At 61.3% G+C, this 12,514-nt stretch carries 13 protein-coding genes; 7 read left to right on the top strand and 6 right to left on the bottom strand.

Annotated features, from left to right (window positions below; all coding sequences use genetic code 11):
- Positions 1 to 17: 17 nt before the first annotated feature.
- The 3 genes from HY26_RS15525 to HY26_RS15515 all read left to right on the top strand — a co-directional run bounded on the left by HY26_RS15525 (position 18) and on the right by HY26_RS15515 (position 2,783).
- Positions 18 to 1,085, top strand: a complete 1,068-nt coding sequence (locus tag HY26_RS15525) for a methyltransferase domain-containing protein (RefSeq protein WP_034764375.1) — start codon at positions 18 to 20, stop codon at positions 1,083 to 1,085.
- Positions 1,086 to 1,170: 85 nt separating this feature from the next.
- Entirely contained in the window at positions 1,171 to 2,334 is a 1,164-nt protein-coding gene (locus tag HY26_RS15520) for a nitroreductase family protein (protein WP_112074034.1), read from the top strand.
- Positions 2,331 to 2,783: a MarR family winged helix-turn-helix transcriptional regulator gene (locus HY26_RS15515; protein ID WP_112074033.1), complete on the top strand. Its 453-nt coding sequence runs from the start codon at positions 2,331 to 2,333 to the stop codon at positions 2,781 to 2,783. Before HY26_RS15520 ends, HY26_RS15515 begins: the two co-directional genes overlap by 4 nt.
- A 3-nt stretch (positions 2,784 to 2,786) precedes the next feature.
- Here the strand turns inward: HY26_RS15515 and arfB are convergent, their stop codons facing one another.
- The gene (arfB, locus tag HY26_RS15510; protein ID WP_112074032.1) at positions 2,787 to 3,224 is read right to left on the bottom strand and encodes an alternative ribosome rescue aminoacyl-tRNA hydrolase ArfB; all 438 of its coding nucleotides are present in this window, start codon (positions 3,222 to 3,224) and stop codon (positions 2,787 to 2,789) included.
- 135 nt (positions 3,225 to 3,359) lie between these two features.
- Here arfB and HY26_RS15505 point away from each other — a divergent pair, with 135 nt between their 5' ends.
- The 4 genes from HY26_RS15505 to HY26_RS15490 all read left to right on the top strand — a co-directional run bounded on the left by HY26_RS15505 (position 3,360) and on the right by HY26_RS15490 (position 7,187).
- Positions 3,360 to 3,950, top strand: a complete 591-nt coding sequence (locus tag HY26_RS15505) for an RcnB family protein (RefSeq protein WP_158531527.1) — start codon at positions 3,360 to 3,362, stop codon at positions 3,948 to 3,950.
- Positions 3,951 to 4,428: 478 nt separating this feature from the next.
- Positions 4,429 to 5,277, top strand: coding sequence for a 3-deoxy-8-phosphooctulonate synthase (kdsA, locus tag HY26_RS15500; protein WP_112074030.1), 849 nt, complete (start codon positions 4,429 to 4,431; stop codon positions 5,275 to 5,277).
- A complete protein-coding gene (locus tag HY26_RS15495) occupies positions 5,274 to 5,891 on the top strand; it encodes a pseudouridine synthase (protein ID WP_112074029.1) in 618 nt (205 codons plus the stop codon). Before kdsA ends, HY26_RS15495 begins: the two co-directional genes overlap by 4 nt.
- Positions 5,892 to 5,927: 36 nt before the next feature.
- Complete coding sequence (locus HY26_RS15490; protein WP_051599761.1) at positions 5,928 to 7,187, top strand: mechanosensitive ion channel family protein; 1,260 nt, start codon at positions 5,928 to 5,930, stop codon at positions 7,185 to 7,187.
- A gap of 25 nt (positions 7,188 to 7,212) precedes the next feature.
- Here the strand turns inward: HY26_RS15490 and HY26_RS15485 are convergent, their stop codons facing one another.
- From HY26_RS15485 to HY26_RS15465, 5 genes are all read right to left on the bottom strand, one after another.
- Complete coding sequence (locus tag HY26_RS15485; RefSeq protein ID WP_146740259.1) at positions 7,213 to 7,731, bottom strand: hypothetical protein; 519 nt, start codon at positions 7,729 to 7,731, stop codon at positions 7,213 to 7,215.
- A 63-nt stretch (positions 7,732 to 7,794) separates the two neighbouring features.
- Positions 7,795 to 8,997 carry a serine hydrolase domain-containing protein gene (locus HY26_RS15480; protein WP_112074027.1) on the bottom strand — a complete coding sequence of 401 codons (1,203 nt, stop codon included), beginning with the start codon at positions 8,995 to 8,997 and terminating at the stop codon, positions 7,795 to 7,797.
- Positions 8,998 to 9,128: 131 nt separating this feature from the next.
- On the bottom strand, positions 9,129 to 11,447 hold the full coding sequence (clpA, locus tag HY26_RS15475; RefSeq protein ID WP_034764387.1) for an ATP-dependent Clp protease ATP-binding subunit ClpA: 2,319 nt from the start codon (positions 11,445 to 11,447) through the stop codon (positions 9,129 to 9,131).
- A 26-nt stretch (positions 11,448 to 11,473) separates the two neighbouring features.
- On the bottom strand, positions 11,474 to 11,854 hold the full coding sequence (gene clpS, locus HY26_RS15470) for an ATP-dependent Clp protease adapter ClpS (protein WP_034764389.1): 381 nt from the start codon (positions 11,852 to 11,854) through the stop codon (positions 11,474 to 11,476).
- A gap of 86 nt (positions 11,855 to 11,940) precedes the next feature.
- A complete protein-coding gene (locus tag HY26_RS15465; protein ID WP_158531526.1) occupies positions 11,941 to 12,351 on the bottom strand; it encodes a DUF1499 domain-containing protein in 411 nt (136 codons plus the stop codon).
- Positions 12,352 to 12,514 lie beyond the last annotated feature (163 nt).

Raw genomic sequence — 12,514 nt, 5'->3', positions numbered from 1 at the left:
TCAGAAGGAGCCGCGGCATGAACCAGATTCAGGACATCGTAAAAACCTATTATGGCGAAACGCTCTCCGGTTCGAACGATCTGAAAACCGACGCCTGCACCACCGCCGACCGCCCGCCCCCACATGTCTCTGAAGCCCTCGCGGCGGTGCATGACGAGGTCGCGGCGAAATACTATGGCTGTGGCCTGGCCATTCCGACCGTGCTGGAAGGCCTGAAAGTGCTCGACCTTGGCTGCGGCGCCGGACGCGACGTCTTTGCGCTGGCGAAGCTGGTCGGCCCGGGCGGCCACGTGACTGGCGTCGACATGACCGACGCGCAGCTGGAGACCGCCCACGCGCACGAGGCCTGGCACGCCGAACAGTTCGGTTATGACACGCCGAACACAAGGTTCGTGAAAGGCTATCTTGAAAAGCTCGGTGAGCTGGACCTGGAGCCCGGCTCTTTCGACCTGATCATTTCCAACTGCGTCATCAATCTCTGCACTGACAAGCCGGAAGTCTTCCGCCAGGCACACCGCCTGCTGAAACCCGGCGGGGAACTCTATTTCTCAGACGTCTATGCTGACCGGCGTATCCCGGCCGATCTTGCCGCCGATCCGGTGCTCTATGGCGAGTGCCTGTCCGGCGCGCTTTATTGGGGGGACTTCCAGTCTATCGTGAAAGCCGCCGGCTTCACGGATCCGCGCACGGTGAACCATCGCCGTCTCGGCATTATCGACCCGGTCCTGAAGGACAAGCTCGGCCCGATCCGGTTCGCCTCGGTCACCGCCCGACTCATCAAGCTGGAGGGTCTGGATGCCGCGTGTGAAGACTACGGTCAGGCTGTCATCTACAAAGGCGGCATACCCGGCATGGAGCAGGTGTTCGTGCTTGACGCGGAACACAGTATCGAAGCCGGCCGCGTCTTTCCTGTCTGCGGCAATACGCTGGCGATGCTGATGGACACGCGCTTTGCGCCCTGGTTCGACGTGATCGGTGACGGCGCCGCGCACTACGGCTTGTTCCCTGGGTGCGCTGCGCCAGACGTGTTTGCAGCCACGACCGCAGACGAAGCTTCGGCCTCCCCTGGCGGCTGCTGCGGCTGATCCCTCCATAACAGGTAATCCTCGGGGTTGCCTTCTTTTGAGATTTTATATAGATATCTATATATTATCATGAAAGGAGGCCGTGATGCTTTCCCGGCGCGCACTTCTGGTCACTGGCGGTGCCAGTATTCTTGTCCTCGGCGGCGGTTATGCCGGCCTCTCAGCCATGAGCAATATCGCGCCCGCGCGGGAGCCATGGCAGCAAGCAACACAAGGGTTCGGAGACGCCCGCCTGAATGCGGCGGCCTACGCCATTCTTGCGCCAAGTCCGCACAACCTTCAGCCCTGGATGATCCGGCTGGAAGGAGAAGACAGTCTGACCCTGTTCTGTGATCTGGACCGCCGCCTGCCGGAGACAGATCCGCCAGACCGGCAGACCACGATCGGCCTTGGCGCATTTCTGGAACTGTTACGGCAAGCGGCCGCCGAACAGGGCCACAGGCTGGAAATCACCAAATTTCCTGAAGGTGAGCCTGGCGTCCGGCTGGACGAGCGCCCCATCGCGCATGTGCGTTTTGTTGAAGATGCCGATGTCGAACGCGATCCTCTGTTCGGCTATGCGCTGCGGCGGCGTACAGCCCGCGCGAAATTCGACCCGGGCCGTCCGGTGCCTTCCGACAGGCTGGCCGCCCTGATGGAAATCTCGACCGCCCAGCCGGACCTCGAAGCGATGAAGGTGGATGCAAGCAGCGATCCGGAAACCGCCAACTGGCTGAAAGACGTCTGCAAGCGCGCATGGGAAATCGAATTGCGCAAACCCGAGACATGCCGCGAGAGCGCCGACCTCACCCGTATCGGAGCTGAACAGATCAATACCAGTCCTGATGGCATTTCCCTTTCAGGCCCGATGATGGAAGCCTACCGCATGACCGGTATCCTGACGCAGGACAGCATGGGCGAAACCGGCTCGTCCGCATGGAATTCAACCCTGTCCATGTACAATGGCCTGATCGAGAGCGCGCCGACCTTCCTCTGGTTCACGACGCCCGGTAACTCACGTGCCGAACAGCTGGACAGCGGCGCCGTCTGGATCCGACTGCAACTGGCCGCAGCGGCTGTCGGGGTCGGTTTCCAGCCGCTTTCCCAGGCGCTCGAAGAATACAGCGAAATGGCCGGGCCTTTCTCTGAAATCCATGAACGTTTCGGCGTCACGCTGCCAGGCCGGATGCAGGGCCTGTTCCGGCTCGGCTATGCAGGCGGGCAAGCGCCTTCCCCGCGCTGGCCGCTTGAATCGCGGATCATCGCATGAGCCGGCCGGCCGGGCTCGCCGGAGACCCTTTGGAATTTGCGGTGATGACGGAGATTTCCATCATCGCTCATCTCGCCGATAACGCCTTCGCCCGACGCCTGCCCGATGGTCTGACAACGGCGCAGTTCGCCGTGCTGAACCATCTGTTACGGCTGGAGACCCAACAGACGATCGGAGAACTCGCGCGCGGGCTTCAGGTGTCGCAGCCGACCATGTCGTCCACCGTGAAAAAGCTGGAAGAAAAAAGGCTCGTGACACTGGTTCCTGATCCGGACGACCGACGCATCCGGCGGGTCTCTGTCAGCCCTGCTGGCACGAAGGCCCGGAACAAGGCCGTGAAAGCACTTGATGCGACGAAAAGCGAACTGGCGGTCCTGTCACAGAAGGAATGGAAGCAGCTGCTGCCCTTGCTGAACAGGCTGCGGGTTGCGCTCGATTCGGCGCGCTGAGCCCTATTCTTCCGTCCGGTCGACAGTGCCCCTCAGGGACTTGATCTCGCCGCGCCGTTTCTTCGCAGCGATGCGACGGCGAATACTCCCCTTGGTCGGTTTGGTGCGGATCCGCCGCTTTGGCTTCTGACTGGCCTTGAGAATCATCTCCGCGAGCCGTTTGCGGGCCGCTTCCCGATTCAGCACCTGGCTGCGATGGCTGCTGGCTTCCAGAATGAGGCGGCCATCATTGGTCATGCGGCTGCCAAACAGCTTTACAAATCGCTCTTTGACCTCCGATGGCAGGGATGACGCCTCGACGTGCCAGGTCAGCTGAACGGCGGTCGAAACCTTGTTCACATGCTGGCCGCCCGGCCCGGACGCGCGGACGAAGGATTCCGAAAGCTCCCAGGCCGGTACGGTGAGCGCGTCTGACACCCGAAGATCCCCGAAATCGGACATGGATAAAGCTTAACCCCTCGTTCAGAGACCGTTCAGGCCGGAAAACATAAGTTTGCTCCAATGCGCAATGCGCGACAACCAGACGGCCAGCCGATCACAGAGCGGCCGGCCATTTCAACGGAGGCTCGGCCTGCCATGAAACTGATGAACACATTTGGAAAAGCCATGGCGGCACTGGCCGTTGCCGGCCTGACCATCGCTCCCATCGCCAGCGCCGATCCTGACCGAGGCCGCGACCGGGGCGGCTGGGACCGCGGTGACCGGGATCATGACCGCAGCCGCAGGGACCGCGGTGACCGGCACGACTATCGCGGCGATCGCAGGGACTACCGCGGTGACCACCATGATTATCGCCGGGACCGTAGCCGGTATGAGTGGCGTGACCGCCATGATTATCGCCGCAGCCATCACCCGCCGCGCTATGCGTATCGGCCCCCCGTCCGGCACTATTATGCGCCCCCGCCGCGCTATAGTTCCTATGTGACGTATGGCTACCGCACGGGCCCCTATTTCCGTTCGGGCTACATCTCACCCTATCGGATTGGCGGCTATTACCGCCCGCACCCGCGCACGGTTTATATCCGCGACTATGACCGTTATGGCCTCTATGCCCCACCGCCCGGATACTACTGGGTGCACGATTATGATCGCGGAGACGCGATTCTGGCCTCGGTGGCGACAGGCGCAATCATTGGCCTCGTCGTCGGCGCGCTCGCCTACGATTAAGGCCGATCGGGCGTCCTGCCCGCTTGGTGAACGCCCGGATGTCTTCCCGGCATCCGGGCGTTTTCTGTTCATCACGCAAATTTGGGCCAAAAAGTCGTGTTCTTAACTTTTGCATGGCGCAAATCATGCTTAACTCCGAGTCGTCCGGGATGGTCCCGGGCACAAGTACGCGCCTGTTGCGCGCCTGAAAGGAGGTGATCCATGTCGAGTGAGAAACCAGGTGAGGCCAAGTGGTCCAAGTCCTATGGTGTCTGGCTGGAGCAGCCTCTGATCAGCGCCTAGAGATTTGTACCGGTAAGCTGCGACGCTGCCGGGACCATTGTCCTCAACGGACTCACGGGAGCCGCCCTCATCAGGGCGGCTTCTTTGATTCTGGAGCAGATTTCCTGGCCCCTGACAGCCTTCGCTGGCCGAAACGGGTTCGCGCGGGCGCCCAATTCGGCTATCTGGCTGCAAACACCCGAACGGAGACCTGCCCATGACCGTCCTCACCCACGCCGCCTCCGGATGGACCATCGGGACAGGCAAGCCGCTGTCCGTGATCGCCGGCCTGAACGTACTGGAAGATGAGGGCCTGGCTCTGGAAATCGGCACGGAACTGAAGCGAGTCTGTGGCGAGCTGGGCTTGCCCTACGTGTTCAAGGCGAGCTTCGACAAGGCGAATCGTTCCTCGATCAAATCCTATCGCGGGCCGGGCATGGAAGCCGGCCTGAAGACGCTGGCCAGCGTGAAAGCCAAGCTCGGCGTGCCAATCTGCGCCGACCTGCATGAGCCCAGCCAGGCCGAACCAGTCGCCGAGATCGTCGATATCGTCCAGATCCCGGCCTTTCTGTGCCGCCAGACAGACCTCGTCGTCGCCACGGCCAAAGCCACCGCAGCCGCAGGCGGAATCGTTCAGGTGAAAAAAGCCCAGTTCATCGCGCCATGGGATACGAAGAACATCGTTTCCAAGATCGGCGAGGCGGCAGACGTCGGCGTCATCCTTTGCGAGCGCGGCTCCAGTTTCGGCTACAACAATCTGGTCGTCGACATGCTGGGCATTCCCGAGATGCAGAAACTTGGCTGCCCGGTCACTATCGACGCGACCCACGCGGTGCAGCTTCCGGGCGCCGACCCACGCACGGCGGGCGCTTCCACCGGCGGGCGCCGGGAAGGCGTGGCGATCATTGCCAAGGCGGCGATCGCGGCTGGCGCCGACGGCGTCTTCCTCGAATTCCACACAGATCCGGACAAGGCCCTGTGCGACGGACCGAGCTGCCTGCCGATCACAGACGCCGAAGGTCTGCTGACGACGCTGAAAGCGTTGCACGAGGTGGTTGCCGCGTGAGGCGGGAAGCCGGCCAGGAAACGCGTGTCATCCTGCTGAACAAGCCCTTTGGCGTGCTCTCCCAGTTCACCGACAAGGGCAATGCCGGTTCGAAGCGGCGCACCCTGTCGGAGCTGATCGATATTCCGGGTGTCTACCCGGCCGGTCGGCTGGACCAGGATTCCGAAGGCCTGATGATCCTCACCAATGACGGCCGCCTGCAACACCGCATCGCCAATCCGGCGAACAAGATGCCCAAGACCTATTGGGCGCAGGTCGAAGGCATCCCGGACGACGACGCCCTTCAGCGCCTGCGCGATGGGGTCGACCTCTCGGATGGCCTGACCGCACCGGCAAAGGCCAGCGCCCTGCCCGCGCCCGAGACTCTCTGGCCGCGCGTGCCGCCGATCCGTTACAGGAAGTCCGTGCCGGACAGCTGGATTGAACTGACGATCACGGAAGGGCGTAACCGCCAGGTCCGCCGCATGACCGCCGCTGTCGGCCACCCGACACTGCGTCTGATCCGTGTCCGCATCGGAGAATGGGAACTCGGCAGCCTGCAGCCCGGCGAATGGCGCGAGGGCCATGTGCCGCAGCCACCGAAACACAGGAGTCGGGGCAGTTTGCGCCACTGACACCACAGGGAAGCCAATCCCCAGGGGGAATTCAGAATGGAAAATACTGCCCAGTTCCAGTCCATCGGCGGCTGGTTTGACCAGAATGCACCGCAATGGGCCCGGGACGCCGCCAGCTATATCGCCACGGTATGGAACCAGGGCGATTACGGCCTGACCTATGGCGAGATTTTTACCGCCGTCCTGATCGTCGTCATTGCTCTGTTGGTACGCGGTCTGTTCGCGCGGATCATCGTCTCGACGATCATGCGGCTCACAGCGGGCACCAAGACGCGTCTTGATGATGCTCTGGTCAATTCGATCTCGACCCCGCTGAAAGTCGTGCCGGTGATCATCGGCATCTATATCGCGCTGCAGGTCACCGATATTTCCGGTGAGGCGGAAGTCTATGCCAACCGCATCCTGCGCTCGGTGATCACGCTAGCCGTTTTCTGGACGCTTGCCCGCGCCGTAAATGCATTCGAGTTCATGTTCGGGACACTGCGCAACGCGCTCTCCTCAGCCGCGGTCGACTGGATGGTAAAGGCGCTTCAGGTCCTGCTGGTGGTTCTGGGTCTTGGCGCGGTAGCCGAACAATGGGGGATCCAGATTGCGCCGCTTCTGGCCGGCCTTGGCGTCCTCGGCATCGCCGTCGGTCTTGGCGCGCAGGATCTGTTCAAGAACCTCATATCCGGCATCCTGATCATTACGGAAAAACGCTTCGTGCCCGGCGAATGGATCAAGGTGGATGGCGTCGTCGAAGGGACGGTGGAGAAGATCAATTTCCGCTCCACGCTGGTCCGCCGGTTCGACAAGAGCCCGGTCTACGTCCCCAACAGTGCCTTGTCCGATGCGGCCGTGACGAACTTCTCCCGGATGACCTACCGGCGGATCAAATGGGCCATTGGCGTTGAGTACCGCACAACGGTCGACCAGCTGAAATATGTCCGCGACGAGATCGAAGCCTGGCTTTGGAACGATGACCGGTTCGTCAAACCGCCGGAAGCGGCGCTCTTCGTGCGGGTCGACAATTTCAATGCCAGCTCCATCGATTTCCTCATCTACACCTTCACCAAGACCAAGGACTGGGGTGAGTGGCTGGCGATCAAGGAAGAGTTTGCCGTCGCGGTGATGGATATCATTGAAAAGGCCGGCACCAGCTTCGCCTTCCCGAGCCGGACGATCTACATGCAGGAAACCGATCCGCCGGAAATCATGGCGCCGCCCGCTCGCAGCGAGCGTGTCGCCCGGGCACAGCAGATGATCGAACAGAGCGGCAAGCGCCGCGGCATGGGCGAAGCCGACGACGAAGGCTGATGTCCGGCGTCGATACGGGCAGCAGCTATTCCAGGTCTGGCGGCAAATCGGGCTGCGCCATCGAGCATGTCAGCGGCGCCCCGTCTTCCAGCGCGTAGAACAGGGCCGTGTCATCCAGCACGTTGAACTGGGCTGTGAACTGGCCGTCGCTGCACTCCGGACCAATCCGGGTAGGTGAACAGTCGAGGTAAAGCGGGACATTCACCTTGCCCGGAATCAGAACAGCTGTCAGGTCTTCATCGCCGTAGAATACGACGTGCGCGCTGACACTCTCCTGGTTGCACGTGTAATCGGCTTCCTGTGTCAGGCCGAGTGAAGCGGCCCGCTCTTCCGGATCGCTCACTGAGCGTGAGGAAGACATATCATCGGTGTCTGCAGCATTTGCTTCAGACCCGCTGACCGGCTCCTCCGCAGGCGCCCTTTCCGCCCTGGTCGCCTCGATCACGGCCGAGGAGGTGTCATCCGGGTAACCGGACCCCACCGCATCGTCACATGCAGCAGGAATCAAAAGCAGTACTGAGCACAGTCCGGCATAGCGCATCACGCCTGATCCTCCTCCACCCTCGCGGAAAGAGTATCATGCAGCAGGCGATTCCGGAAACGCGGACTATTTCACCCAGGCGCCGGGCGAATTCGTCCGATAACCGAGCGAGCGGTAGGCCGCATCAATGAGGCTCTGCCCACGGTCGTTCAGCAGGATGCCATTGCCCATCTGGTTCATCGTGTAGCTGAAGGCGAGACCGCAATCCGGATCGGCAAACCCGATGGAGCCGCCCGCCCCGACATGGCCAAACGCCCGCTCTCCCAGAATGGCGCTGGTGCCCGGCCCCATCTTGCGCCGCCTGTTGTCCATCGACTTCATGAAGCCGGATGCAAACCGGGTGGGGATCAGAAGCGTCGCATCGCGATGAGTCGCGGTCGACACCATGGTCATGTTGTTGAGCCGGTCTTCCGACACCAGCGACCCGTCATTCGTGGCGAGCGGCGTGTACATCGCCACTTGTCCGCGCGCATTCGACAGGCCACCTCCGCCTCCGATTTCCGCGGTCTGGCCCCTGCGGTCATTGAAGTCCCATCCGCCGTTATTCATGAAGCTCTTGTGCTGGATCGATTCCGGGTCTGTCATCAGCTTGATCCCGAACTCGGTCGCCTCGTCACCCGGCTTCGGCACATATTGGCGGATCGGGGCAATGTGCACATCCTCCGTTTCCGGAAGGCCCAGCCAGAAGCGGGCACCGGTCTTCTCCGCGACTTCTTCCCGGAAGAATGTGCCCAGCGACTTGCCGGACACACGGCGGACGAGTTCTCCGACCGTCCAGCCGAAATTGATCATGTGATAGCCATTACGTGTGCCGGGCTCCCAGAACGGTTCCTCATCTGCCATGCGCTGGACCATATAGTCCCAGTCGGCAAAGCCGCCCGGCTTCACCGGGTCACGCAGTGTTGGCAGGGCGCTTTCATGGTTCAGCATCATCTGAACCGTCGTCTTCTCTTTCCCGTTCTTCGCAAATTCCGGCCAGTATTCCGAAACCAGCGCCTCGGGATCGAGCTGCCCCCGGTCGATCAGGATATGAGCACAGATCGCGGTGGCTGCCTTGGAACAGGAAAAGACGATGGAGATCGTGTCTTCCTGCCACGGGTCATTCGTTTCCGGATTGGCCATGCCGCCCCAGAGATCCACAAGCGTTTCGCCGTTGACGGACAGGCAGACCGACGCGCCGACTTCTTCCCGCTCCGCGAAGTTCTTTTCGAATTCGCGTTTCACTTCCTCAAAACGCGGATCGCACCGCCCGTCGACGTTCGCTGTCATCTGAATTCCTCCCGGTATGTTTTGCCCGGAGCATAAGCACCGCTCACACCGGATGCGAGTACGAAAAGGGCCGTACCCTTCGGTACGGCCCCATAACGTCGCGGCAACTGAAGCGTCCGCCGTTGATCAGGTTATGCAGGCTCCTGCGAGCCTTTCTTCGCAGCCGGTTTCTTCTTCTTCGGCTTTTCGGCCACGTATTTGAAGGCCAGCTTGCTGTCGTCGTCCTTGTCGATGTCGATGTGGACAACGCCGCCCTTCTGCAACTCGCCGAAGAGGAGTTCCTCCGCCATCGGCTTCTTGACGTGCTCCTGGATCGTCCGGGCCAGCGGCCGGGCCCCCATGTCGGCGTCGAAACCGCGCTTGGCGAGCCAGTCGCGGGCCGGCTTGGAGATCTCGATCGAAACGTTGCGGTCTTCCAGCTGGACTTCCAGCTGCAGGATGAACTTCTCGACCACGCGGTCGATGATCTCCGGCGTCAGGCCGCCGAATGTGATGATCGAATCGAGGCGGTTGCGGAATTCCGGGGTGAACAGGCGCTTGATCGCCTCGTCCTGCTCGTCGTCCTTCTTGCCGGCACCGAAACCAATGGCGTTCTTCGCCGCGTCCGATGCGCCCGCATTGGTGGTCATGATCACAACCACATTGCGGAAGTCGACCTTGCGGCCGTTGGCATCGGTCAGCGAGCCATTGTCCATCACCTGAAGCAGGATATTGAACAGGTCCGGGTGAGCCTTCTCGATCTCATCGAGCAGCAGCACGCAGTGCGGGTGCTGGTCCACACCATCGGTCAAAAGGCCGCCCTCATCATAACCGACATAGCCCGGAGGCGCGCCGATCAGGCGGGAGACGGTGTGCCGCTCCATATATTCCGACATGTCGAAGCGCAGCATCTCGACGCCCATGATGGAGGCGAGCTGTTTGGCCACTTCGGTCTTGCCGACACCGGTCGGACCGGCGAACAGGTAGGAGCCAATCGGCTTATTCGGTTCGCGCAGGCCTGCCCGAGCGAGCTTGATCGAGGCAGACAGGGCTTCGATAGCTTCATCCTGGCCATAGACCACACGCTTGAGATCGGTCTCCAGCGAGCGGAGCGCCTCGGCATCGTCGCTGGACACCTGTTTCGGGGGAATGCGGGCAATCTTGGCCACAACGGCCTCGATGTCACGCACGCCAACCGTCTTCTTCCGCTTGCTGGTCGGCAGCAGCCACTGGGCGGCCCCTGCCTCATCGACGACGTCTATGGCCTTGTCCGGCAGCTTGCGATCCGTGATGTAGCGGTCAGACAGTTCGACCGCCGATTTGATCGCGTCATTGGTATACCGAAGGCCGTGGAAATCCTCGAAGCGGGACTTCAGACCCGTCAGGATCTTGATGGCGTCTGCCACGGTCGGCTCCACCACGTCGATCTTCCGGAACCGGCGGGACAGAGCGCGGTCCTTCTCGAAATGCTGCTTGTATTCCTTGAACGTGGTCGAGCCCATGCAGCGCAAACCGCCGCTCTGAAGGGCGGGCTTCAGCAGGTTCGACGCGTCCATTGCGCCGCCGGAAGTGGCCCCGGCGCCGATGATCGTGTGGATCTCGTCGATGAACAGGATGGCTTTATCCTGCTGCTCCAGCTCCTTCATCACCGATTTCAGGCGTTCCTCGAAGTCACCGCGATAGCGGGTACCTGCCAGGAGGGCCCCCATGTCGAGCGACCAGATGATGGCCTCATCCAGGATCTCCGGGGCTTCACCGTCGACAATCTTCTTGGCCAGGCCCTCGGCAATGGCGGTCTTGCCGACGCCCGGGTCACCCACGAGGATCGGGTTGTTCTTGTTCCGCCGGCAAAGAACTTCGATGCAACGATTGATTTCCATGTCGCGGCCGATCAGCGGATCGATCTTGCCGGCGCGGGCCTTGGCGTTGAGGTTCACACAGTAGGCATCGAGCGCCTCGTGCCCCTGTTTCACCGCTTCCTCTTCGGACGGCTCGGCGCCACGCGGGCTGGACGGGCGCGACATGCCAGGCTGTTTGGCAACGCCATGGGAAATGAAGTTCACCGCGTCATAGCGGGTCATGTCCTGCTCCTGCAGGAAGTAGGCAGCGTGGCTTTCGCGCTCGGAGAAGATCGAGACCAGCACGTTGGCACCGGTCACTTCATCCCGGCCAGAGCTTTCGACATGAAGGATGGCGCGCTGAACCACGCGCTGGAAGGCGGCCGTCGGCTGAACGCGGCCTTCCCCGTCTTCCACGATCAGGCTGGTCAGCTCGTCATCGATGTAGCGGACCAGTTCCGAGGTCAGGGTCTCTATATCGACCTTGCAGGCCCCCATCACTTCTTTGGCGTGCTCATCCTCTGTCAGAGCCAGCAGGAGGTGCTCGAGTGTGGCGTACTCATGCTCCCGTTCGGAGGCCAGGGTGAGGGCCTTTTCAAGAGCCGTTTCCAGGGAGGGGGACAAGCGTGGCAATGTGGAAGCCTTCCGGGGTTAGAGGTCTAGTCGTCTTTCTCCATGACACATTGGAGAGGGTGTTCGTGCCGCTTCGCAAGGTCAAGCACCTGGGCAACCTTTGTTTCGGCCACCTCATATGTGTAGACCCCGCACAGTCCGACACCCTTCTGATGCACGTGAAGCATGATGCGGGTCGCCTGCTCGCGCGATCGGTTGAAGAACCGTTCGAGAATGAACACGACGAATTCCATCGGCGTGTAGTCATCGTTGAGCAAAAGCACACGATAGAGCGAGGGTTTCTTGGTCCGCACACGCGTTTGCGTGGACAGGCCATACTCGATCCCATCATCGCCAGTTCCTCCGTCGCCGGGCGGTGCTGGCGGCTCGGGATCGTTCATTCGGAAATGCGGAATGCCCTTGCTCATGAGTCTTAAGATATACGGTTCAGGGCAAGATTGAAGATGTGACAGGCCGCAAATTCATTTCCTGCCTGCTTTTAGGGCATGCGTGCTCAGCGTGTACCTATCAATTCGAGCAGTTCCTTCACCCGTTTGGCATTGGTTCCGAGATCGGAATACCCAATACGCGAACCGGAATAGATCGCCACACTGGAGCGGTCAGCCTGCCCGTCCACGGGCACAGCCTGCACATAGACATCGTCCTTGAATTTCATCAGCGGGGTCACCGCAATGAAGGATATCCGCAGCGTATCGGGGTCTGAGGCCCGCAAGCGCCACTCGACCCGTTCCAGCACCAGGTCCATCACGGCATTGAAGACCTGCTTCGGCGTCTTGTCGAAGACAGGCGCCGTCTCATCAATCTGAACCATGCCGGTGAACCCCTCCGGCGCCACGAGGCAATTGTTCGGCCGGGCGGGGCGCTTCAGCGCCGGAAACTCGATCAGATCAGGCAGTCGTGACATGAGAGGCATCTAACCGTGTGCGGCGAGACTCGCCAATCCTGTTTTTCCGGCAATTTTCCCAGGCATGGACCGGCGAAAACGCGTTTCCAGAACAAAAGAACCGGACCAATCAGGTCCGGCTCTTTCCAGTCTACTGCACTCTACAACCAGGCGGTGAGGCCCG

The organism is Hyphomonas sp. GM-8P, from assembly GCF_003263315.1.
In the GTDB taxonomy this organism is placed as follows: domain Bacteria; phylum Pseudomonadota; class Alphaproteobacteria; order Caulobacterales; family Hyphomonadaceae; genus Hyphomonas.
This window is presented reverse-complemented; position numbering and strand designations above follow the sequence as displayed.

Excerpts from the sequence above, each read along its gene's own strand:
- HY26_RS15465 (WP_158531526.1), bottom strand. The coding sequence starts at position 12,351 with ATGTCACGACTGCCTGATCTGATCGAGTTTCCGGCGCTGAAGCGCCCC.
- arfB (WP_112074032.1), bottom strand. The coding sequence starts at position 3,224 with ATGTCCGATTTCGGGGATCTTCGGGTGTCAGACGCGCTCACCGTACCG.
- HY26_RS15505 (WP_158531527.1), top strand. The coding sequence starts at position 3,360 with ATGAAACTGATGAACACATTTGGAAAAGCCATGGCGGCACTGGCCGTT.
- HY26_RS15480 (WP_112074027.1), bottom strand. The coding sequence starts at position 8,997 with ATGACAGCGAACGTCGACGGGCGGTGCGATCCGCGTTTTGAGGAAGTG.
- clpS (WP_034764389.1), bottom strand. The coding sequence starts at position 11,854 with ATGAGCAAGGGCATTCCGCATTTCCGAATGAACGATCCCGAGCCGCCA.
- HY26_RS15520 (WP_112074034.1), top strand. The coding sequence starts at position 1,171 with ATGCTTTCCCGGCGCGCACTTCTGGTCACTGGCGGTGCCAGTATTCTT.
- HY26_RS15525 (WP_034764375.1), top strand. The coding sequence starts at position 18 with ATGAACCAGATTCAGGACATCGTAAAAACCTATTATGGCGAAACGCTC.
- HY26_RS15490 (WP_051599761.1), top strand. The coding sequence starts at position 5,928 with ATGGAAAATACTGCCCAGTTCCAGTCCATCGGCGGCTGGTTTGACCAG.
- kdsA (WP_112074030.1), top strand. The coding sequence starts at position 4,429 with ATGACCGTCCTCACCCACGCCGCCTCCGGATGGACCATCGGGACAGGC.
- HY26_RS15515 (WP_112074033.1), top strand. The coding sequence starts at position 2,331 with ATGAGCCGGCCGGCCGGGCTCGCCGGAGACCCTTTGGAATTTGCGGTG.